Origin of the sequence: Flavobacterium glycines (assembly GCF_900100165.1) — a bacterium.
Taxonomy (GTDB): Bacteria; Bacteroidota; Bacteroidia; order Flavobacteriales; family Flavobacteriaceae; genus Flavobacterium; species Flavobacterium glycines.
The window spans coordinates 72,497-95,981 of record NZ_FNEO01000007.1 but is presented as its reverse complement, the minus strand read 5'-3'; the positions used below and the strand labels follow the sequence as shown (position 1 = coordinate 95,981).

The window sequence follows — 23,485 nt, the reverse complement described above, 5'->3', positions numbered from 1 at the left end:
AGAACAGCAAACCTTAAACAATAAACCACTTACAACAAACAAAAAGAATGCTTACAAAAAGAATAATACCTTGTTTGGATATTAAAAACGGAAGAACGGTAAAAGGAGTAAATTTCGTAGATTTGCGCGATGCGGGAGATCCGGTGGAATTAGCTAAAATTTATTCGGATGAAGGAGCTGACGAATTAGTGTTTCTGGATATTTCGGCAACGGAAGAAAGGAGACGAACTTTGGTTGATTTGGTTCGAAAAGTAGCTTCGACTATCAATATTCCGTTTACTGTAGGTGGTGGAATTTCAGCTGTTGAAGATGTTGAAGTATTGTTACAAAACGGTGCCGACAAGGTTTCTATCAATTCTTCGGCGGTTAAAAATCCACAGTTGATTAACGATTTGGCGCAGAAATTTGGAAGTCAATGCGTAGTGGTAGCAATTGATGCTAAACAAATTGACGGACAATGGATTGTGCATTTAGTTGGAGGAAAAGTACCAACAGAAATCCGATTATTTGACTGGGCACAAGAAGTAGAAAGAAGAGGTGCAGGAGAAATTCTTTTTACCTCAATGGATAATGACGGAACAAAAAACGGATTTGCTAATGAGGCTTTGGCTAAATTGTCAAACTTAGTAAATATCCCGATTATTGCTTCGGGTGGTGCCGGAACTATTCAGCATTTTGTAGATAGTTTTACAAAAGGAAAAGCCGATGCAGCCCTTGCAGCCAGTGTTTTTCATTTCAAAGAAATTGAAATAAAAACGTTGAAAAACGAATTAAGAAATAACAATATAGAAGTTAGAATATAGAAAAAAGAGAAAAGAAGTCAGATTGCTTATCTTTTAATTTTTCAATCATTAAATTATAAAAATGGAAATAGATTTTTCAAAAAGTGCACACGGATTAATTCCCGCCATTATTCAGGATAGTGAAACTAAAAATGTTTTGATGTTAGGCTATATGAATGACGAAGCTTATCAAAAAACAATTGAGACAGGAAAAGTAACTTTTTTTAGTCGCTCTAAGCAACGTCTTTGGACAAAGGGAGAGGAAAGCGGTCACTTTTTAAATTTGGTTGATATTAAGAACGATTGCGATGGTGATACCCTTTTAATTCAGGCTGTTCCTGTAGGACCAACTTGCCATACAGGTGCTGATACTTGTTGGCAAACTCAAAACAAAAATAGCTATGGCTTTATTTCTGAATTAGAAAACACCATTCAATCAAGAAGAGAAAAAGCGGATTCTGAACAAAGTTATGTAGCTTCTCTTTTTGCAAAAGGAATCAACAAAATAGCTCAGAAAGTTGGAGAAGAAGCTGTAGAAGTGGTTATCGAAGCCAAAGATGCTAACGATAATTTATTTTTAAGTGAAAGTGCCGATTTATTATTTCATTATTTGATTTTATTACAAGCTAAAGGTTATAAACTTGACGATGTTATTAATGTTTTAAAAAGCCGTCAGAAATAGCATCTATATTTTGTGTTAATTTATTGTAAAAACGAGTCTATTAGAAGGTTAAATTCTTCTCCTGACTCGTTTTTACTTTTTCTAAAAATAACAATCTGTTATATTTACTTCCGCAAATTAATCATCACACTCTTAAACTCATGATTTTTGATAAAACCCATTTTTCAGAAGATTTAATTGATTCTAAAATAGAAACAGGATTACATATCATATTAACTACAGATGAAGATGATATTCGTCCGGTTTATATCTCAGGAAATTTTAATGACTGGCGTACCCAGGATAAAGATTTCATGATGGAAAAAGTAGGTGTGGGCTTATATCACTTTAAATTTACTCATGATTTTAATTATCCCGAAACGGTATTGTATAAATTTACAAAAGGTGATTGGAGTGAAGTAGAAATTGGTGCCAATGGTGAACGAACTGAGAATCGTTCTACTACACAACGAACAGGAATTCAAAACGAACATGTGTTTCGATGGAGAAAAAACTGGTTACCTTTTAAACCTAATTTTTTACCACAAATCCAATTAATTTCAGACGAATTTGAAATTCCACAGTTAAATACCACCCGGAAAATCTGGGCACTTTTGCCACACGATTATGATTTTTCAACCGAAAGTTATCCGGTAATGTATTTACAGGATGCCCAAAATTTATTCAATGAAAATGCTGAATACGGCAATTGGGAAATTGATAAAAAACTAGCTGTTATGTCAGAATATCAGGTGGGCAAAATTATCGTTATAGCGGTGGAGCACGCCGAAGAAGACAGAGTTAAGGAATACAATGTAGGTAAAACCGTTTTAGGAAAAGGAAAGGGTAAAAAATATATCGATTTTCTGGTAGAAACACTAAAACCTTATGTGGACAGTAATTACAGAACCAAACCCGAACGAAAACATACTGGAATAGGAGGTAGCTCGATGGGGGCTTTGGTGAGTATTTTTAGTGGTTTGAGATATCCTGAAGTCTTTAGTAAACTAATGATTTTTTCGCCTTCTCTTTGGGTTGATCCAAAGATGAAAATTAAAAATCATGAAGATTCTGAAGATACTAAAATCTATTTATACGCTGGTGGAGACGAAAGTGAAACCATGATTGAACATGTACAGGCTTTCAAGAAAAAAATAATAAAAAATGAATTTGTTGATGATAAAATGAAAATCAATTTAAGCATCAACAAATTAGGAAAACATAATGAGACCTATTGGAGTGACGAATTTCCTAAAGCCATAGAATGGCTGTTTTTTAATACTAAGTAATTGGAAATATTTAATGACATACTGTAAACAAGGATCTATAATATAAACATATAAGTCATGTAAGAATTAAATTTTCTATACACTTATTGTTACTTAAGTTATATAAGTAAAAAAACTTAAATGACTTATAGGATTGAAAAATACGACATTATTTTACTCTTACAACTTAAAGACAATTAGAATGAAAATAAGAAAAATTGATAGTTTAGAAAATTTCTCAGGAACGGTTTTAGTTCCTGTTTTTGAAACCTCAGTTAAAAATATACTTCCTGTCAAATTTGAAAATTTAGAAATCAGTTCTAAAGTTTTTTATGGAAAAAAAGACAGTTACTATTTAGCTGAAGACAAAGGCAATGTTTATATTTTTATTGGCTTGGGAAAAACTATCGATTATAAATCGTTAAAAACAATATTCAGAAGAATCGCTTCAAAAGAAAAAGACACATTAACTGCTAATGTGTCTTTGTTTTTACCGGAAGTTTTTACCGAAGAACAAGCAGAAGCGATGATTTCGGGTTTGTATCTTGGTACTTATAACATTGGTCATTATAAAAAAGAGGAATTACATCCGTTTTTACAGACCGATTTTGAATTAAGCATTTTATCGAAGAGCGATTTTTCAAAATCAATATCGAAAGCCTTAAAACTTACCCAAGCCCAACTGGAAACTTTCGCTTTGGTTGATTTACCGCCTAATAAAGTTACCCCAAAATACCTGGCTCAATGGGCCGAAGCTAAAGGAAAACAATATGGTTTTAAAGTAGAAGTTTTAGGACTAGAAGCTGCCAAAAATGAAAATCTGGGCGCTTTTGTTGCTGTTGGTAAAGGAAGTAAAAATGAAGCTCAATTTGTAATTATGAATTACAGTCCTAAAAGCAGTGAGGCTAATTTAAAACACATAGGATTGGTGGGTAAAGGAATCACCTTTGATACCGGAGGACTGAACATTAAAACCGCAGGCATGGTAAACATGAAATGCGATATGGCCGGTGGCGCAGCTGTTCTTGGAGCAATGCAATTGATAGCCGATTTGCAACTGCCTGTAAAAGTCACCGCTATTGTGCCTTGTGCTGAAAATTCGGTAGATGCTAAATCTTTTTTACCTAGCGAGGTTATCCAAAGTTATAGCGGGAATTCTATTGAAATTATTGATACCGATGCCGAAGGCCGATTAATTTTAGCCGATGGCTTATCGTACATAATTAAAAATTATAATCCTGGATACCTTATAGACATAGCAACACTTACAGGAAGTAGTGTAGCTACTTTTGGTTACGAATGTGGGGCATTGTTTTCTAATAATGATGCCATAGTTAAAACAATTCAGGAAACAGGTGAATCTATCGGGGAACGCCTGTGGCAATTGCCTTTATGGGATGTCTATTCAAAAGATATTGAAAGTGATATAGCCGATGTTAAAAATTTTAGCGGTAAAGCTGTAGCGGGAGCTATCAGTGCTGCCAAATTTTTAGAATTTTTTACTCAGGAGCATCCTGCCTGGGCACATTTAGATATTGCCGGTGTAGCATTTCTTGACAATGAGTTTACAAAAACAAAACATGCAACTGCTTATGGAGTGCATTTATTGACTAAATTCATTGAAAAAATTATAACTCATGGAAAATGCTAAAACATTCGTTTGCATATCAAATTATTTCAAAGGGACTGATTTTATAATTCAGCTCAAAAAACTGGGAAATACAGTATATCTGGTTACCAGCGAAAAATTAAAAGACAAACCCTGGCCTAAAGATTCTATAGACGAAATTTTCTATATGCAGGGTTTGGATGTCGAATGGAATTTAGAACATTTACTTTTAGGGATAGGGAATTTAATGAAATCCCACAAAATAGACGCCATCGTTGCCTTAGACGATTATGATGTTGAAAAAGTAGCCTATTTAAGGGAAAACCTCAGGATTGACGGCATGGGACAAACCACAGCACGTCATTTTAGGGATAAATTAGCCATGCGAATGAAAGCACAAAGTGCTGGTATTAGCATTCCGGCATTTTGTTCATTATTTAATGATCAGGAAATAACGGTTTTTACTGATACTGTTCCTGAACCCTGGGTTTTAAAACCGCGTTCTGAAGCGTCTTCTTCGGGAATTATAAAAGTTTCCAACAAAGAAAATTTGTGGAATCACATTAATGAATTGGGAGACAATCGTTTTAAATATTTATTGGAACAATTTATCCCCGGAGATGTATACCATTGCGATAGTTTGCTTCTGGATAATAAAGTTTTGTTTAGTATAAGTTCTAAATATCTGGCTACACCTATGGAAATTTCTCAGGGAGGAGGCGTTTTCAGGAGTGTTACTGTTCCCTACAATTCCGAAGATGATATTGAGATCAAGAAAGTAAATCAGGCTGTTTTAAAAGCTTTTGGTTTAAAACAGGGAGCTGCGCATACCGAATTTATAAAATGCAGAGAAAGTGGAAAAATTCATTTTCTCGAAACGTCTTCCCGTGTTGGCGGTGCTCATTTAGCCGAAATGGTCGAAGCAGCATCTGATATTAATCTCTGGAAAGAATGGGCTGTAATTGAAGATGCTTTCGTTAAAGAAAAAAAGTATAACTTGCCTAAAGTTAGAAAAGAATATGCAGGCATTGTTTTAAGTTTATCTAAATTCCAAAATCCGGATTTGACTTCTTTTACAGATACTGAAATCTGTTTTAGAGTACCTTTGGATTTTCATGCAGGATTAATCGTAAAATCGGATAAAAACGAACGAATTTTAGAATTGGTTAAGGATTATAGCCAACGTTTAATAACAGATTATACCGCTGTTTTAGAACAAAATAAAATAACTCATTTACACTAACTGTTTTAGTTTAAAGATTGATTTTAACCACAATGAGAATTCTTTGTTTTTTATTTTTTATTTCTTCCTTTATTTCCAATGAAATTAAGGCACAACAACTTTTAGATAAACAGACTATTTTATTTACCCGACAGGATAGTTTGCGAGGAAGTATCACAAAGGAAAGATCCTGGTGGGATTTAAAACAATATCATTTAAACATAAAAGTAAATCCTGCAGACAGTACAATTACAGGCTCTAACACTATTAAATATCTTGTGTTACAGGAGTATAATATAATGCAGATAGATTTGCAACCCCCTCTTGAAATAACGAAAGTCATTCAGAATGGGAATGTCCTAAAATACCGCCGGGACGGGAATGCTTATTTTATAGATTTGGTTTCATTACAAAAACCGGGAACTCTAAATGAGCTTACTGTTTTTTATCAGGGTAAGCCTAAAGTCGCTAAAAGCCCGCCTTGGGATGGAGGAATAACATGGAAAAGAGATAGTAATAGTAAACCTTTTATTGCATCTTCCTGTCAGGGAATTGGTGCCAGTGTTTGGTGGCCAAACAAAGATCATATGTATGACGAAGTCGATGACATGTACATAAGTGTTAATGTTCCTTCGGATTTAATGGATGTTTCCAATGGCCGTTTGCTAAGCGTTAAAAAATTAAAAAACGGAACGACAACCTATAACTGGTATGTTTCCAATCCGATAAATAATTACGGAGTGAATATCAATATTGGAGATTATGTTTCTTTTTCCGAGAAATATAAAGGTGAAAAAGGAATTTTGGATTGTAGCTATTATGTTTTGAGAGCTGATTTGGCGAAAGCCAAAAAGCAATTCAAAGATGCTCCCCGAATGTTGAAAGCTTTTGAATATTGGTTTGGACCTTATCCTTTTTACAAAGATGGTTACAAACTGGTCGAAGTTCCTTATTTAGGCATGGAGCATCAAAGTTCGGTTACTTATGGTAATGGTTTTCAAAACGGTTATTTAGGACATGATATGAGCAGTACAGGCTGGGGATTAAAGTTTGATTTTATTATTATTCACGAATCCGGACATGAATGGTTTGCTAACAATATTACTTACAAAGACATCGCTGATATGTGGATTCATGAAAGTTTTACAAACTATGCCGAAAGTCTTTTTGTGGAATATTATTACGGAAAAAATGCCGGGGCTGAGTATGTTAGAGGAACGAGAAAAGATATTAAAAACGATATTCCTATCATTGGTCATTACAATGTAAATAATGAAGGTTCCGGCGACATGTATCCTAAAGGAGGAAATATGCTGCATACTTTACGCCAAATAGTGAATGATGATGCAAAATGGAGAAGCATTTTAAGAGGTTTAAATTCTACTTTTTATCATCAAACAGTAACTACAAAACAAATAGAGGATTACCTAAGCGAGCAAACAGGAATGGATTTGAATCCATTTTTTAATCAATATTTGAGAGATACCCGAATACCAACATTAGAATATTATTTTGAAAAAAATAAACTGGTTTATCGTTGGACTAACTGTGTAGCTAATTTTTCGATACCAATAAAAATTAGTATTAACGGAGTTGAAAAATGGATAAAACCAGAAACTAATTGGAAAAGTGAATCATATAGTGAAGAAAATTCAAAATTGATTATTGATTCTAATTTTTATATTACTTCAAAGCTTATAACAAATTAAAAAGACTAATTTTATAGTGAATTTAAAAGTTCAATTTTAAATACTCTATTCATATGAAATCATCTCGTTTTCTTTTGTCTGCTGTTTTTATATTTACTTTAACCAGTTATGCACAAAATAACAAGGTAAAGAAAGATGATTTAGTAGTCTTGGCTGATTCAGTTGAAACGGCTCCAAAAATTAACCTGGATTCTATTCAGTTGGCGCCTTCAAATGAAATGTTAGATGAAGAAACTTATTGGACAATTATTGAAAAATCCTTAAAGGAAACTAAAAATCAGGAAGATCAGGAGTTATTCCTAACGTCGGCATTAGAGCAGCTTTCGCCCAAGGAAATGATTGGTTTTCGTTTAAGAACCGACAAACTTTTATTTGATTCTTATACCTCTAATTTGTGGTGTGCTAATTTTGTAATCAGCAATGGTAAAGCCGATGATGGTTTTGATTATTTCAGATGTTGGCTAATTTCCAGAGGAAAAGAGGCTTATTATAAAACAATGGAAAACCCTGATTATTTGGTTAATTTGGTCGAAAACGAACCAAAAACCTATGATTTTGAAGGGTTTTGGTATGTAGCGGTAGAAGCTTTTAAAAACATGACCAATAAAGATTTGCAAGCCTACATTGATTATGAAAATTTTAAAACCACTGATGAAAATTATCCATTATTAGAATTCAACTGGAATGTTGATGATCCTAAAACAATGGAAAAAGTTTGTCCTGTTTTGTTTAAAAAATTTATGACTCACTAATTAAAAAAAATCAAAAAAATGAACACATTAGCCAACCTAATAACCGAGTTAGATCAAGAATATAAAACCACAAGAAAGTTTATTGAAAATTTCCCTGAAGGAAAAAATGATTATACTCCACATGAAAAAAGCTTTAAAATGATGCCGCTTGCTGTGCATATTGTTGAGATTTTTGCCTGGCCTGCTGTAATTTTAACTACTTCTGAATTGGATTTTGGAAAAAATGAATACAAACCTACCATTCTCAATAGCAAAGAAGAATTGATGCAGAAATTAGAAACTGATTACTCTGCCGGAAAAGCAGCCCTGGAAAAAGCAGCTGAAAAAGATTTAGAACCAAGTTGGGCAATCAAAATGAACGGACAAACATTAAACGAATGGAGTAAATATGGTGCAATTAGACATGCTTTAAATCAGATAACACACCACCGCGCTCAATTGGGAGTTTATTATCGTTTGAACAATATTCCACTTCCGGGAAGCTATGGCCCTTCTGCCGATGATCAAAAATTCTAAAAGAAACATTGAAAAAAAACAGTAGTTTTTAATTGACCACAAATTGCACAAATTTTTACAAATCAATTCATGTAAATTTGTGCAATTTGTGGTTAAACTATTTTAAAAATTAATTCGGAACTAATAAAATTACCTTTCAAACAATCCGATAGTGCCGCCCACCCAGTCTTTGTCCTGATTGTATTTTACGCCAATCATTTCTCCACGACTCAAACGCACTAAATTACACAAAAGAGTAGGAGCAGCATCGTCTTTTTTCCAGGTGCAAAGTATGCGTACTTCGGCTTTAACTTTGCCGTCCGGTGATTGTACTATAGGTAAATAATTGACTTTTTTTTGAAGAATATAAAGTTCTTTGTCCTTAACAGCTTCAATGTCTTCTTTCTTTACGTGAAAAATCACACCTGAACCGGAAAAAGAAAACAAAGGTTTCAATACATAATTTTCTAAATCTTCCGGAATTTCTTTTAGTTTGCTCAATAAAGTAGTTTCAATGAAATATTTGCCTTTTAACAAAGGCAAAATAAACTTACTGATTCTGAAAAACCAGTTGGGATGTCCGGCCCATTCTACATCCAGTTCGTCTGAAAAACTGAAGTTTAGTTTTAAATCGGTTCGTAAATTAAGTTCGTCAAATATTACTCTATTGTAAATGCGTTTGATTAGAATTTCTTTGCCTTGTTCGTTTTTGTAAAACAATTGGTTTTCTCGTTTTATAACTTCGGTCACACATACAATCGACAAGCCTAAGTCTCTTTTGCAATAATAAAAATCAATTTTTGTGTTTTGTTTTTCAGGCTCAATCTCTAACAGAATTACATTTTCTTTTGGATGATTATTACAAAAAACAGCTTCCAGATTTTTAAGATAATCATCGGGACTGATAGTATTGAAAAAAGGCGTTAACTCTCCTAAAAAAGGATAATGCTTTTGAAATTTTTGGTATAAATTGTTTTGATAATTAAACAAAGAAGGGAATCCTTGTACTTCAATTAATTTAGGAATTACATTTCCGTTTTCTTCACAAATACCAAAATCAATCGATAAAAATGTAGTATGATTATCTTCGTTTGGAATATTATTATTCAATTCTAGAGATCTATCTGTAAGATGTTTAAAATCTTCTTTTTGAATTAAAGCTATAACTTCATTACAACCCTCTATTAATTGTGATTTTAATTCGTTAGAAATAAAAAAAGGGGTTTCTCCTAATCGAAATGTGGGTTCGTAATCAAAATCCTGAGCAATATCTTTTTTTAATTCCTGGTATTTTTTCTGAGTAAATAGTTCGTTAAATAATTCTCGATATTTTGAAATCATATAGATTTAATTATTAAAAAAATTGGAACACAGATTATATTAATTGAATAAATAAAAAGAAATATTTGATTTTTTAAATCGCTATTTGCGATAATTTCTTTAATCTGCTTAATCTGTGATCCTACTTATAGAATGAATAATTATAATTAATTTGACATGATTTTTTTAGATTGTATCAGGTCAGTTATAGCGGAGCGGAGAAAATTTGGGATTAGCGTTTCGTTGGTTTTATAAATTTTATCGTCATCTAACAAATCTTCAAGCATATTTCTAAATTTTCTTTTGCCTTTCATTTTCCTTATTTTATCTTTAGTTTCCTTATTTCTCAAATGCGAAAGAAAACTAATAGGATCGGCTTCGGGATGAAATTGAGTACCTACTAAATGATCTGTAAAACGTACTCCCATAATAGCTCTTTCGTACTGTACATTGTCCCGTATTTTTTCGAGTGAAATAATTTTAGCTCCTTTTTTAGCAAAAACACTTAGTTTGGGTTGCACCACCTGATAATCTCTGGAATCAATTGCATAAAAAGGGTCGGACAAACCTTCATATAAAGGATCTGCCAATCCATCGGCCGTTTTATGAATACGCATTACGCCATAGGAAGTATCATTTCTTTTGGTGATTTCAGCCAGTTCAAAGTGTTTACACGCCATTTGAAAAGAATGACAAATAAACAAAACGTGTTTTTTTATTGGATTTTCATTATTCCACTTTACAATTTCATCAATAAAAGCGTAAAATTTAACATCCCAATTTCCATCGCCCTCCAACGGATTTCCCGGTCCTCCGGTCGAAATATAAATATCAAACTGATCTATTTCGGGCAATTCCGCTTTTCCCCGTACATCAAATATTTTAAAATTCACAAAAGATGCAAACCGATTCACAATATCAATAATACAACGCATTCCCTGATTAGGTTCTCCATTGTACATATCCAATATTGCTATTGTTATGCTTTTCTTCTTCATAAGCTTATTATTTTTGTTTTTTTAGCTTCATTTTCAGTTCTATTCATCTCATTTATTTCTATTAAAAAAACAATTACTCAAAGATAAGATAATAATTTACAAACCTTTAGTAAATTCGGTCGTTATAAAATCAACTACCTTTTTCAAATCTTTTGTTTTTTCAAAAACGACTAATTGTTTATCGGCACCGGTACCATTTTTCAGAATTTCTCTGGCATAGTTAACATGCTCCCGACTTCCTAATTCGTCTACAACATCATCAATAAAGTCCAATAATTCTATGATTAGTAATTTAGTTTCTACTTCTTTTTGAAGTCCAAAATCAATCAAATTACCTTCAATTCCGTAACGGGCGGCACGGAATTTATTCTCTTTTATCAGTGCCAACCGATAAGAACTAAACTTTAAATTCTGAGTATTGATACGATATAATTTGGCTACAATAGCCTGAATAATAGATACGATACACATGGTTTCTTCAACCGTTAATGCCATATCGCAAATACGGAATTCGATAGTATCATAAAATGGATGCAGGCGCAAATCCCACCAGATTTTTTTAGGATTATCGATACAATTGGTTTTTACCAGCGTATTTAAAAAATTATCATAAGAAGCTACCGAATCAAAATATTCAGGAAGTCCTGTTCTGGGAAACTTATCAAAAACTTTGGTTCTATAGGATTTATAACCTGTTTGTCTTCCTTCCCAAAAAGGAGAATTAGTAGATAATGCAAAAATATGTGGCAGGAAATAACAAGCCTGATTGATTAATTTTAAACCTACTTCGCGGTTTTCGATTCCCACATGACAGTGCATCCCAAAAATTAAATTGGAACGCGCTGCATCCTGCAATTCGTTGATGATATTATGATAACGCGGGTCATCGGTTATGGGCTGATCCTGCCATTTTGAAAACGGATGAGTTCCGGCTCCACCTACAATAAGTCCTTGTTTTTCGGCTAATTCCACAATTTTAGTCCTCAGGAATTTAATCTCACATTCGGCTTCTTTTACATTTTTACAGATATTAGTTCCTACTTCCACAACCGACTGGTGCATTTCGGCCTTTACCTGTTCGTTTAAAAGTATTTTCGCTCCATCTACAATTTTTGATAAATGGGAACGCAAATCCCTGGTTTCGGGATCTATAATTTGGTACTCTTCTTCAATACCAAGAGTAAAAACAGGCAATTTTTTCATTCTCAATTCTATAATTTAATCGTGGTTTTTTCTATAAATACTAATCTATAAAAAAAATACTTCTTAGCTGTGGTTTTATTTAGTTATTACGGCTTCTTTAATGAAAGTTCCCCATGTTAAATTTATTTTTCCGGGCTTTTGCTTTTTTGCGGAGGCAATGGCCATTTTTGCAGCTTCTTCAACCACCCACTCAAAATTTTCTTCACCTACTGAATTGACATCAGCATCGGGAGCAGGATTTCCAAAATCGATTGCATAAGGAATCCCATCACGGACCGCAAATTCTACCGTATTAAAATCATAACCCAGACCTTTGCAGAGTTTAATAGTGTAATCTTTAATAGTTGCAGATAATTTTTTGTCTATAGCAGGACCATCGTGTACATAACGTAAATGCGGTTCGTTTCTGGGTTCGTATCTCATAATTTTAACCGCCTTTGCGCCTAAACAATACACTCTGAAATATTCGGTAAAAACAATTTCCTCTTGTAATAACATTACAAGTTGCCCGGTTTGCTGATGTTTTTCCCAAAATTCTTCTTTATTTTCAAGTCGGTAAACATGTTTCCATCCACCGCCTGCATACGGTTTCATATAAGCCGGAAATTTAACATAATCAAAAATTCCTTCCCAGTCTAAAGGATATTTGAGATTTCGAAATGAATTAGAATTGGTATCCGTTGGGTGTTCAGCCGAAGGAATAATAACGGTATTAGGCAATGGAACTCCCAAGGTGTCGGCTAAGGCATTATTAAAAAATTTATCATCGGCACTCCACCAAAACGGATTATTAATAACATTCGTCCCGGTTAATGCGGCATTTTTAAGAAAGGCACGATAAAAGGGCACGTCCTGCGAAATTCTATCAATAATCACGGCATATTCGCCTCCTTTATTTTGTATTACTTTATCTATTGATACAGCTTCAGCTATAATATCTTTTTCGTTTTTTGAATTTACCCTGTCAATAAAAGCTTGCGGAAAGGTGTCTTCCATTCCAAATAGAATTCCAATTTTCTTCATACGATTTAGTTTCGTTTACTATTTTATAATTGTATTGGTTTTGAGTTTATGCAAATTTTATTCGGGATAAATAATGAGGAAACATCTCTTTCCAAAGCGGCCAGTCGTGTTCCCTGTTTTGACGGATATCCAGCCAGTGATTCATGTTTTTTTGATTCAGTAAATGGCTCATTTTTAAATTGGCATCAAAACAAATATCCCAGTTTGATGTTCCAAGGGCAATATCCATATTCTGCAATTCATAATCCTGAAGTCCCGGTAAATAATCTTCAGGACAATGATAAAAAACGTTGTCATTGTAGAAACCGTCCAAATAACTTTTGATATTAAAAATACCACTCATACAAAACAAATGACTTACATATCCCGGATGCCTGAAAGCAAAATTACTGGCATGATAACCTCCAAAACTGCAACCAGCAACAGCTACTTTTGCAGTTGGGGTATTATGTCTTACTTTTTCAATGATTTCGTGACACAACATTTTATCATAACAATCGTGATTTTGTATGCGGTGTTCAGGATGGATTCGTTTGTTATAAAAACTGTCTTTATCTATGCTGTCAGGACAATAAATTTGGATTAGTCCTTGTTCGATATACCATCTTGCAGACTCAATTAATCCCATGTCTTTATTTTCATGAAAAATCCCCATAGAAGTAGGGAATAAAATCACAGGATAGCCCGAATGTCCAAAAACCAGCATCTCAGTATTTCGACTCAAATTAGGAGAATACCACTTATAATAACGCTCATTCATATATTCTGGATTAAGTATTTATTTTGGTTTCTTATTTCTCTGTTGAATTAGCAAAAAACACGTTTTAATACCCTTTTAATAACTCCTGTTTTTTATTAATCATAACCAAATAAATGACATCAAATCTATATATAGAATAGCGTTTTTTAATTTTAACCAAAAGATAATACTCTCTTTATCTTTGCTGAATACATTTCTGATTTTTAAGGTTTAAAACAGATTATTTTAAACCAATTTGTTAACATCTAATTCTTCTGTTAAAGCAATAAAAAGATTGGGTTAATTAAAGAATCAAAACAATAACAGTATGATTCTTTAATTAACCCAAAATTGATTTTAAGTAAATTTACAGCGGAATTGTATTTAAAAAAAAGCTGTTTATTCAACCAAACTTTTATCAAATAATTGTACTTGGTTTTTTAATCTTTCAATGAGCATGTTCATCATGCGTTTGTTTAAACTCGATGAGTTCCTGATATAAATTGAATATTCATCAACGGTAAACAGGGCAATAATCATTCCTTTTAAGGCATTTCTAAACTTGATGTCTTTTTGAATCGCGTTTTCTATGATTGTCAATTTTTTTTCGACACTCAGCGAATAGAAATCCCGTTTGTATTTATTTATGAAATTATGAAAAGAAGCAATGAATAAATCATTTTGTAGTTTTAATATGGGTCTCAAAACTTCATTCTGAAAAATTTCATCACTTGAAGATTGGGTGCTTACGCTACCGATAGCTGCACCTCTAAACTCGCTTAAAAAACTATCTCTCTGGCTCATCTTTTTTTCTTAAATATAGCAAAAAAATACTTGAAGAAGTTTTATTTTAAAGTAAATATCTACTGTGATTCAATATTTAACAACCAGAAACAGATACTACTTAAAAATCAGATTGTTACAAAATAAAACCGCTAATTGGTGAATTAGCGGTTCTTAATTATTATAGTTTTGTCCTTATTATTTTGATAAAACCAAACTTTTGCAGTATTTCTTTTCTATATAAAAAGTACCAAATGGAATTAAAGAAGCAATTAGAATAATCCCTAAGTCTTTTTGACTCCAATTTTGTTCTTTTTTCAACAAAAAAGCCAATACAATATAACCAATAAACAAAGCTCCATGTCCTAATCCAAAAGGACGTACAATTGTGTGATAAAGTTCCGGGTTATTTGATTTAAGAATAATCATGTTAGCAATTAATACTAAAAAAGATATTCCTTCAAGGACAGCAGTAATTTTAAAAATCTTAAGCATGGATATTATTTTAAATATTTACGTGCCAAAAATAATGATTATCATCGATTTTCCCGTTAATAAAAACCCAAAGTAATTTACATTTGCAATCATAAAACTTTAACAATGAGCAAAAGGGATTTAAAGAAATATTTAGGAGAACTCGATAGAGAACAACTTCAGGAGCAGTTGTTGGAACTATACGATAAATTTTCCCCTGTAAAAGAATATTACGATTTTGTTTTTAATCCAAAAGAAGACAAATTGTTGTTAGAAGCTAAATTAAAAATCTCCAACGAATATTTTCCAACAGGAAAAACTAAAAGGGCTAAAATGCGCCGTTCTGTTGCCCAAAAATACATCAAACATTTTATCACATTAGGGGTTGATTCCTTCGTAATTGCCGATGTGATGTTGTACACTATCGAAATAGCTCAAACATTTTCGGCCGAAACTCCTATTAAACAAGATGCTTTTTATAAAAGTATGTTCAATTCTTTTGAACAAGCAGTTCAATTTTTAATTGCAAACGGTATTTTAAGTGAATTTAAAAGTAGAATAACTGCGATTTTTGAGGAAATTACCGAGCAAAAATGGAAAAATAAGAATGATTTTTTAAAAATTATAGAGCGAATTAACGAATAAGAAGGTGTAAATCAAATTATTTCAAATTGAGTTAATAATTTAAATTAAATATAACAGGATAACTGTTTTTTAGACGTATTTTTGCAAAAATTCAACAAAAACAAATGTTCGAAAGTACGATAGAAATAGAAAAGGAAGAAAAAAAAGAACTTTATGCCTACCAACAGGGTGATATCGATGCCATTTTTGAGCGTATCGATAATGGTCCTGAAAAACACCACTTATTATACCAGCTGCCTACCGGAGGAGGAAAAACAGTAATATTCTCTGAAATTGTTCGCCGTTACCTGTCTAAACACGATAAAAAAGTAGTTGTTTTAACACACCGAATTGAGTTGTGTAAACAAACTTCCAAGATGTTAAAAGGTTTTGGCGTTAAAAATAAAATTATCAATAGCAAAGTAAAAGATTTACCGGATCAACACGAGTATTCTTGCTTTGTTGCCATGGTAGAAACCCTTAAAAACCGAATCAACGACGAGAAATTGTTATTGGATAACATCGGTTTGGTTATTATTGACGAGGCACATTATAATTCATTTAGAAAATTATTAAATTCATTTGCCAATGCTTTTATATTAGGAGTAACCGCTACGCCGTTGAGTTCTAACATAAAATTGCCAATGAATCAAAGTTATAATGAGTTAATTGTAGGAGATACTATTGGTTCATTAATTGAAAAAGGCTTTTTAGCCAAAGCTACCACTTACAGCTATGATGTAGGTTTAACTTCATTAAAAGTAGGTATCAACGGAGATTATACCGTTAAATCTTCTGATGATTTGTATACGAATACTTTGATGCAGGAAAAATTATTGCATGCGTATACTGAGAGATCATTGGGCAAAAAAACACTGATTTTCAATAACGGTATCAATACATCATTGTATGTATATGAAACTTTCAGAGAAGCAGGATATGCTATTCGCCATTTAGATAACACCAGCAGTAACGAAGAAAGAAAAGAAATTTTACATTGGTTCAAACACACCAAAGATGCTATTCTTACTTCGGTAGGGATTTTGACAACCGGTTTTGACGAACCAACAGTAGAAACCATCATATTAAACCGTGCGACAAAATCATTGACTTTATATTTTCAAATGATTGGTCGTGGTTCCCGTAAATTACCGGGGAAAGATGAATTTTCCGTTATCGATTTAGGTAACAATGCCGCTCGTTTTGGACTTTGGAGTGAACCGGTAAACTGGCAGCACATTTTCAAATCACCTGAATTTTATCTGGAAAATTTACGTGATGATGCCGAAATTGAGATGTATTTTAAATACACCATGCCTCCTGAGTTAAGAGCTAAGTTCAGTAAAACGGAAGATGTGACTTTTGATGTTGATGAAGAACATAAATTAGCTATCAAACAAAATTTACGTTCTAAAGTAGTACTTGATAAATCATTGGATCAACACGCTACCATGTGTGTTTACAATACCGAAACTTTACAGGAAGCTAAATTATTGTCTAAGGAATTAGATGATGATATTGAATGTCGTATTAAGCGTTATGCGAAATGCTTAAGCCAATGTAGCAAAAACTACCGTGAATGGCTAGTAGACGATTATAAACAAAAATTAACCTTGTTGATAGGGAAGAAGTATCGTGAGAAAATCATGAACGAACCTGACGAAGACGAAGATTAATACTAAAAACAAAAAAATGTCAAAACAATTCTCCGATTTAGGAATTTCGACAGCTCTATTACAATCCCTGAACGAATTGCATCTTGTGGCCCCAACAGCCATTCAGGAACAGGCAATTCCATTGCTTTTAGCAAATCAAACCGATTTGGTAGGATTAGCTAAAACAGGTACGGGAAAAACAGCTGCTTTTGGTTTACCGATTTTGCAATTAATCGATAGCTCGAAACCCGTTGTACAGGCTGTAATATTAGTTCCTACGAGAGAATTAGGACATCAGGTTTTTAAAAATTTAGAAAGTTTTGCTCAAAATCTTCCGGAAGTTTCAATTGCAGCAACTTGCGGAGGAATCCCAATAAAACCGCAAATTGAACGATTAAGTAATCCCACACATATTGTGGTGGCTACTCCGGGACGTTTGATTGATTTATTGCAACGAAAAGCCATAAGTCTAGCCGAAACCCAGTTCTTAGTGTTGGACGAAGCTGACGAAATGGTGAGTATTCTAAAGGAAAGTTTAGACGAAATTGTTGCCGAACTACCTAAAAAGCACCGTACTTATCTATTTTCGGCGACTATGTCGGGAACGATAAAGCAACTGATTCAGAATTATTTGCATAAAAATGTAGTGCAAGTAAGTGCCAATATGGAAACTTCAGGAAATCAGCAGATTGATCATCAGTACATTGTAGTAGATCCAATTGAAAAACTGGATGTATTGATGCACTTTTTGAATTCAAGAGAAGGACAACGCGGAATTATTTTTTGTAAAACCAAAGCTGCAGTCAATAAATTAGCTAAAAATCTGGCGATCAACCGTTTTTCGTCGGGAGCATTGCACGGAAGTCTGACTCAGGGAATTCGTGACCGTATTATGGAGCAATTTCGCGAAGGACATATTAATATATTAGTGGCTACTGATTTGGCTGCCAGAGGAATTGACGTAAAAGAAATTGCTTATGTTGTCAATTATCATTTGCCGGATACTTACGAAAATTACGTTCATCGTAGCGGAAGAACCGCAAGAGCAGGGGCGAACGGATTGTCATTAACCGTTTTACAGGCTGAAGAAGAAATTGAAATTGCTGATTTTGAAAGGGAATTAGGTATCCAATTCAAACCATTTGCAAAACCTTCGGTTGCCAGTATCGAAGACAACAACACGGTACTTTGGGCAAAACAAATTTTTAAAACAAAACCCAACCACGAAGTCGATACCGAATTAAAAACAAAAATCAAAACCATTTTTCATCATTTGACAAAGGATGAATTAATTGAAAAAATACTAGCCCATCATTTATTGCAAAATAAAAACCAGGCAATAGAAAAACCAGTAAAAAAACTAAAACAAAAAAAATAAAAACAAACTCAGCATCTTTTGCTAACTAGCAGAAGGTGTAATCTAAAAATGGTCACAAATTATGGAAATCGTAATAATCGGAGGCGGTTTTGCAGGAATGAATCTGGCAAAAGAATTATTAAATCAGGATGGAGTTCACGTGACTCTGGTTGATAAAAATAATTATAATTTTTTTCCACCACTTATTTATCAGGTAGCAACGGCTTATTTGGAGCCATCAAGTATCAGTTACCCTTTTAGAAAATTTTTCGCAGGCAAAAAGAACCTACAATTTCGTTTAGGAGAATTATTGGAAGTAGTACCTGCTGAAAATAAAGTAATCCTGAGTAATGGTGAGTTATCATACGACAAATTGGTTTTTGCAACGGGAGCAGAGACAAGTTATTTTGGTATGGAAAACGTAAAAAAGAACGCCATTCCAATGAAAACGCTGAATGATGCCATTGTAATGCGTAACACTTTGCTTAAAAATTTGGAAAAAGCTTCTATTACTAAAGATATTCGTAAACGCCGAAAATTATTGACTATTGTAGTTGCCGGAGGAGGCCCTACAGGAGTTGAAATTTCGGGAATGTTTGCAGAAATGCGTAAAAACATCCTTTTAAAAGAATATCCTGAATTAGAAACTACGGCCAGTAATATTTATCTGGTTGACGGAGCTCCGGCTTTGTTGACACCAATGAGCAAACAATCTCAGGAAGATACTTATAAAGCCATTACTGATTTAGGCGTCATTGTAAAATTGAACAACAATGTGGTTGATTATGTTGATGATACAGTTCATTTTGCTAACGGAGATACCATTCAGACAAAAAATTTAATTTGGGCAGCCGGAGTTACGGCACGTGAATTCAAAGGGATTCCTGCTGAGAGTTATGGTCGTGGAAAACGTTTAAAAACAGACCCTTTTAATAAAATTGAAGGTACAGCTAATATTTACGCTATTGGTGATACCTGTATTCAATTTAATGATGAAGCTTTCCCTCACGGACATCCTCAGGTAGCACAGGTGGCTATCCAACAAGGAATTAATCTGGCTAAAAATATCAAACTGGAAATTCAGAAAAAAGCACTTGTGCCGTTTAAATATGTGGATAAAGGTTCAATGGCCATCATTGGAAAAGCAAAAGCTGTGGTGGATTTACCAAAGCCAAAAATGCATTTCAAAGGCACTTTTGCCTGGATGATTTGGTTATTTATTCACTTGATTTCATTGATTACCTACCGAAATAAAGTAAAAACTTTCTACAACTGGATGATTGCTTATTTCTCTAAAGACAATTCATTGCGAATGATTATCAGACCGGATAAAAAAGTAAAAACAGAAGATAGTACAAAATAATTACTTTTCAGATATTAAAAAAACCGATGCAAAGACTGTATCGGTTTTTTTATGCATTTATATTTCAAAATAGGAAATAGATTACTTAAAATAAGTATATTTGAAAATAATTCGAATCAAATTAATGTAATAAAACCTATCTAATGAAAAATATATTTTTTACTTTTTTGGCAATTTGCTTTCATTCTATATCATTTGGGCAAATTAGTGAAAATCAAAAAATGATAGAACTTGCTAAAGATTATAAGAACTTTATGTTTCGTAACGAGCCTACAAAGGAAATATTAAAAGAAATAAAATCAAACGTTCCTGAAAATTTAAAAACTACATCAGATTTTATTGCTGAAGCTATTACATCAAAAAATAAACTTTTATCGCAATCTTTTCTATCAAGACCAGAAAATGATATTTTAAAACAGCTATACATAATTAGAGCTATTAATTTTAACATTAGGAAAGAAAATCAAATTGATAATAATAAACTAATTGATAGCTTATTGAATAAAAATCTTAGTGTATATGAATTGATTGATAATTACTATGACATGTTATTTACTTCTGTTGGTAATAAAAATCAGCCTTTTGATCTTTCAAAAACAAACTTTAAAATGAATGATTACAATTTTAAAGATGAAACAGAAAAAGGAATTATGTATTTAATTTGTATGGATTTTTGTTCTAAAACGATTTGGGGATATATGAATATTGTGAAACCTGCAAATACGAGTAAAGCCTACGATTACATAAAAAAATTTCCAAAATTTAATGACCAAAAATATTATCAATATACAGATTTTTATTTTACTGATTTTGAAATGGAGATAGTTGAAGGTAAAGGTATTCAAAGTTATAAAAGTTATTATCTTGATAAATATTATGAGACACTTTTATCACATTTACTTTGCTTAAATAAAGAAAATAAATCTGAAAAAGAAAAAAATGATTTATTACTTGGTTCAATTTTAAAAGAATCAAACCTATATAAATACACAAAATATCAAAAAATTTTAGAAAGTATTTTTGAAGTACATAAAATAGAATAATAGATTTATTTATGGCACAAAATCTCCAATAGCGCGTAAATTCTTTCCGTACCCAAAAGATGAGTAATTAATTTAAATACTTTGCGGAATCTCATCAGAATGACAAGATTGCACGTCAAACCATAAACCGCTTGTATAATGGGAACTTTAGGGGTTATTTTTATATGCGTAAAACAATCAATAATAAAATTAAAATTGCATGAAAAAAAATATTATAATGTTATTTTTTCTGATAATAAATATGACTTTGAGTGCTCAAAGCACAGTAAATTTAGAAGGAAAATGGATTTTTAAGAAAGCTTTAAATAAAGAAGTTGATGATCTAGGTAGAAAAACCTTAAAAGCAGATATAATTAATAAAATGACTTTTGAGTTTAAAAATAATAGCGAATTTAATGCTTTTGCATTTGGACAAAATATGAACGGAAAATGGTCGTTTAATGAAAAAACAAAATTGATTACTTTGATTACTTCAGAGAAAGAAAAATTCAATCTTTTAATTTTAAAGTTAACCGAAACCGAAGTAATATTGAAACTTGGATTGGGAGAATTTCTCATGAAAAAAATCTAAACCTTTTTTCAAATAAAAATAGAGAAACCGATGCAAAGACTGTATCGGTTTTTTTATGGAAATATTTTTCATAACAAGAAATAGATTACTTTAGATAAAGTCGTTATATTTGGTAATAAATAACTGACCATAAAAAATAAACTAAATAGACAACCAACAAACACCAATTACAATTCCGGGAATTGACAATAATATTTATGCTGGATTTTCATCAAGATTTGCTTCAATGATAATGGATTCTATAATTCTGTTACCAGTACTTTTTTTAATCTTATATCTAAATGGACTTTCAATAAACATGTATTTTTACACAATAATTCCTAATCTGTTAATTGGGATTTGGTATAATATCTATCTTCCAAAGAAATATGGAGGAACTCCCGGTAAATTAATTGCAGGTATAAAAATTATAAAAATAAATGGTAAACCAATTGGCTGGAAAGAAGCAATTTTAAGACATTCTGTTTTATTTATACTAACTATTTTTAGTGTCATAGTAATGATTATAAGTCTGTTAAAAGCTAATGAAACAGTTTTTAATAGTTTGGGTTGGTTAAAACAAACAGAGTATTTAATGTCACTTGCTGCAATTCCTTTTATGGTACACGCATGGACAAGCAATATTTGGATTTACAGTGAATTTTTTGTTTTGTTGACTAATAAAAGAAAAAGAGCAGTACATGATTTTATTGCAGGAACAGTAATTGTTAGAAAGGTTTATATAGACAAAATAAATGAAGTAATGTATTCTGAAAAAAATGATAACACATTAGATTAAAAAAACTTTAGTTAGTGTAGAATTACTGAGTGAGATTCCTTCGTTCCTCGGAATGACAAGATTTCGGGTAAAGCCTCTAAAATGTTCTTTTTTACATAAAGTGAAAATCACTTAGTTTACCATTGCGAGGAACGAAGCAATCCCATCTAGTTGCTCAAATAACAGAGATTCTTTCTTCATCAGATAGACAAGTTTGCACGGAATAATCCGTAAAAAATCCTTGTGATCTGAGAATAAAAACAGCTTAAATATTAATCAGATAACTCTCTTTATAGATTTTTTGATACACATCTTTGCTAAACATATACAACTGAGACGGTTTTTTAGAAACGCCCGTTTGTTTTTCGTCCAGAGCAATAATGTATTTTTTGGTAATTAATTTTCGTCTGAAATTTCGGTTGTCAATTTCCACTCCTAAAATCGCTTCGTAAGCATCCTGTAAATCCTTGATGGTAAATTTATCAGCCAATAATTCAAAAACAATAGGCTTAGACAAAGCATCTTCTTTTAAATCGGCATAGGCTTCGGCGATAATTTTTTCATGGTCAAATCCTAATTCCGGAAGTTGATTTACCGGAAACCATTGCGGATTGTATTGATTTTCTAATTGAACGATATCCGTTGGCAATAAAATATAATAAGCAATAGTGATGGTTCTTTCGCTGAAATGTTCGCTTTCGGCCCAGATTACATCTTTTTCATTCTTCAAACGGTTAGGATCTCCAAAAACATTAAATTGTTTTTTGTATAAATTATCCAGACCCGTTAATTCTTTCAAAACCCGGTTAGCCGTATCGTCTATGGTCTCATTTTCATAAGTGTGAAATCCTTTCAAAACATAATCATTCACAATAGCGTCTTTGGTGTTTTCTAATTTTAAAACACGTTCGATTAACAATACATTCAATGATTTTGTAGTGTTGTCAAATCCAAAAATTACACAGTCAACAGATATATTTGGAATTATTTCGACTTTCCTATTTTGAATCAAACTCATAGTTTTTTTGGGTAAGTTGGTTTTGTTATGTCACAAATTTAACGATTAAATTTTAATAT

The 23,485-nt window shown here is 32.4% G+C and carries 23 protein-coding genes; 15 read left to right on the top strand and 8 right to left on the bottom strand.

Features of this window, described 5'->3' with window-relative positions:
• Positions 1-47: 47 nt before the first annotated feature.
• The 8 genes from hisF to BLR17_RS13955 all read left to right on the top strand — a co-directional run bounded on the left by hisF (position 48) and on the right by BLR17_RS13955 (position 8,519).
• The gene (gene hisF, locus BLR17_RS13990) at positions 48-803 is read left to right on the top strand and encodes an imidazole glycerol phosphate synthase subunit HisF (RefSeq protein WP_066326071.1); all 756 of its coding nucleotides are present in this window, start codon (positions 48-50) and stop codon (positions 801-803) included.
• 61 nt (positions 804-864) lie between these two features.
• Positions 865-1,464, top strand: a complete 600-nt coding sequence (gene hisIE, locus BLR17_RS13985; RefSeq protein WP_066326070.1) for a bifunctional phosphoribosyl-AMP cyclohydrolase/phosphoribosyl-ATP diphosphatase HisIE — start codon at positions 865-867, stop codon at positions 1,462-1,464.
• 140 nt (positions 1,465-1,604) lie between these two features.
• Positions 1,605-2,732, top strand: coding sequence for an alpha/beta hydrolase (locus BLR17_RS13980; protein ID WP_074517194.1), 1,128 nt, complete (start codon positions 1,605-1,607; stop codon positions 2,730-2,732).
• Positions 2,733-2,913: 181 nt separating this feature from the next.
• On the top strand, positions 2,914-4,362 hold the full coding sequence (locus BLR17_RS13975; RefSeq protein WP_066326069.1) for a leucyl aminopeptidase family protein: 1,449 nt from the start codon (positions 2,914-2,916) through the stop codon (positions 4,360-4,362).
• Positions 4,349-5,563, top strand: coding sequence for an ATP-grasp domain-containing protein (locus tag BLR17_RS13970; RefSeq protein WP_066326068.1), 1,215 nt, complete (start codon positions 4,349-4,351; stop codon positions 5,561-5,563). The genes BLR17_RS13975 and BLR17_RS13970 overlap by 14 nt, the downstream gene beginning before the upstream one ends.
• Positions 5,564-5,595: 32 nt before the next feature.
• On the top strand, positions 5,596-7,251 hold the full coding sequence (locus BLR17_RS13965) for a M1 family metallopeptidase (RefSeq protein WP_066326066.1): 1,656 nt from the start codon (positions 5,596-5,598) through the stop codon (positions 7,249-7,251).
• A gap of 53 nt (positions 7,252-7,304) precedes the next feature.
• Entirely contained in the window at positions 7,305-8,003 is a 699-nt protein-coding gene (locus BLR17_RS13960; protein ID WP_083189227.1) for a DUF4240 domain-containing protein, read from the top strand.
• An 18-nt stretch (positions 8,004-8,021) separates the two neighbouring features.
• A complete protein-coding gene (locus BLR17_RS13955; protein WP_066326064.1) occupies positions 8,022-8,519 on the top strand; it encodes a DinB family protein in 498 nt (165 codons plus the stop codon).
• A gap of 129 nt (positions 8,520-8,648) precedes the next feature.
• Here the strand turns inward: BLR17_RS13955 and BLR17_RS13950 are convergent, their stop codons facing one another.
• From BLR17_RS13950 to BLR17_RS13920, 7 genes are all read right to left on the bottom strand, one after another.
• Complete coding sequence (locus BLR17_RS13950; protein ID WP_066326062.1) at positions 8,649-9,839, bottom strand: hypothetical protein; 1,191 nt, start codon at positions 9,837-9,839, stop codon at positions 8,649-8,651.
• 146 nt (positions 9,840-9,985) lie between these two features.
• Entirely contained in the window at positions 9,986-10,816 is an 831-nt protein-coding gene (locus BLR17_RS13945; RefSeq protein ID WP_066326061.1) for a type 1 glutamine amidotransferase, read from the bottom strand.
• A gap of 96 nt (positions 10,817-10,912) precedes the next feature.
• Entirely contained in the window at positions 10,913-12,019 is a 1,107-nt protein-coding gene (locus BLR17_RS13940) for a carboxylate-amine ligase (protein WP_066326059.1), read from the bottom strand.
• Between the two features lie 75 nt (positions 12,020-12,094).
• Positions 12,095-13,042, bottom strand: a complete 948-nt coding sequence (locus BLR17_RS13935) for an ATP-grasp domain-containing protein (protein WP_066326057.1) — start codon at positions 13,040-13,042, stop codon at positions 12,095-12,097.
• Positions 13,043-13,088: 46 nt separating this feature from the next.
• Complete coding sequence (locus BLR17_RS13930) at positions 13,089-13,802, bottom strand: alpha/beta hydrolase-fold protein (protein ID WP_066326055.1); 714 nt, start codon at positions 13,800-13,802, stop codon at positions 13,089-13,091.
• A 378-nt stretch (positions 13,803-14,180) separates the two neighbouring features.
• Positions 14,181-14,585 (bottom strand): glyoxalase, encoded by a 405-nt coding sequence (locus tag BLR17_RS13925; RefSeq protein ID WP_066326053.1) that lies wholly within the window; start codon positions 14,583-14,585, stop codon positions 14,181-14,183.
• 177 nt (positions 14,586-14,762) lie between these two features.
• A complete protein-coding gene (locus BLR17_RS13920; RefSeq protein WP_066326051.1) occupies positions 14,763-15,059 on the bottom strand; it encodes a DUF3817 domain-containing protein in 297 nt (98 codons plus the stop codon).
• A 105-nt stretch (positions 15,060-15,164) separates the two neighbouring features.
• On the opposite strand from BLR17_RS13920, the gene BLR17_RS13915 reads away from it, so the two are divergent.
• The 7 genes from BLR17_RS13915 to BLR17_RS13885 all read left to right on the top strand — a co-directional run bounded on the left by BLR17_RS13915 (position 15,165) and on the right by BLR17_RS13885 (position 22,429).
• The gene (locus BLR17_RS13915; RefSeq protein ID WP_066326049.1) at positions 15,165-15,683 is read left to right on the top strand and encodes a DUF6155 family protein; all 519 of its coding nucleotides are present in this window, start codon (positions 15,165-15,167) and stop codon (positions 15,681-15,683) included.
• A gap of 104 nt (positions 15,684-15,787) precedes the next feature.
• Positions 15,788-17,338 (top strand): DEAD/DEAH box helicase, encoded by a 1,551-nt coding sequence (locus tag BLR17_RS13910; protein WP_066326047.1) that lies wholly within the window; start codon positions 15,788-15,790, stop codon positions 17,336-17,338.
• Between the two features lie 16 nt (positions 17,339-17,354).
• Positions 17,355-18,695, top strand: a complete 1,341-nt coding sequence (locus BLR17_RS13905) for a DEAD/DEAH box helicase (protein WP_066326045.1) — start codon at positions 17,355-17,357, stop codon at positions 18,693-18,695.
• Positions 18,696-18,756: 61 nt separating this feature from the next.
• Positions 18,757-20,037 carry an NAD(P)/FAD-dependent oxidoreductase gene (locus tag BLR17_RS13900; RefSeq protein WP_066326043.1) on the top strand — a complete coding sequence of 427 codons (1,281 nt, stop codon included), beginning with the start codon at positions 18,757-18,759 and terminating at the stop codon, positions 20,035-20,037.
• A 143-nt stretch (positions 20,038-20,180) separates the two neighbouring features.
• Complete coding sequence (locus BLR17_RS13895; protein ID WP_066326041.1) at positions 20,181-21,080, top strand: hypothetical protein; 900 nt, start codon at positions 20,181-20,183, stop codon at positions 21,078-21,080.
• A 199-nt stretch (positions 21,081-21,279) separates the two neighbouring features.
• Entirely contained in the window at positions 21,280-21,651 is a 372-nt protein-coding gene (locus BLR17_RS13890) for a hypothetical protein (protein WP_066326038.1), read from the top strand.
• A 145-nt stretch (positions 21,652-21,796) separates the two neighbouring features.
• Positions 21,797-22,429, top strand: coding sequence for an RDD family protein (locus tag BLR17_RS13885; RefSeq protein WP_317039654.1), 633 nt, complete (start codon positions 21,797-21,799; stop codon positions 22,427-22,429).
• Between the two features lie 244 nt (positions 22,430-22,673).
• On the opposite strand, the gene BLR17_RS13880 is transcribed toward BLR17_RS13885, so the two are convergent.
• A complete protein-coding gene (locus tag BLR17_RS13880) occupies positions 22,674-23,426 on the bottom strand; it encodes an NUDIX hydrolase (protein ID WP_066326034.1) in 753 nt (250 codons plus the stop codon).
• Positions 23,427-23,485 lie beyond the last annotated feature (59 nt).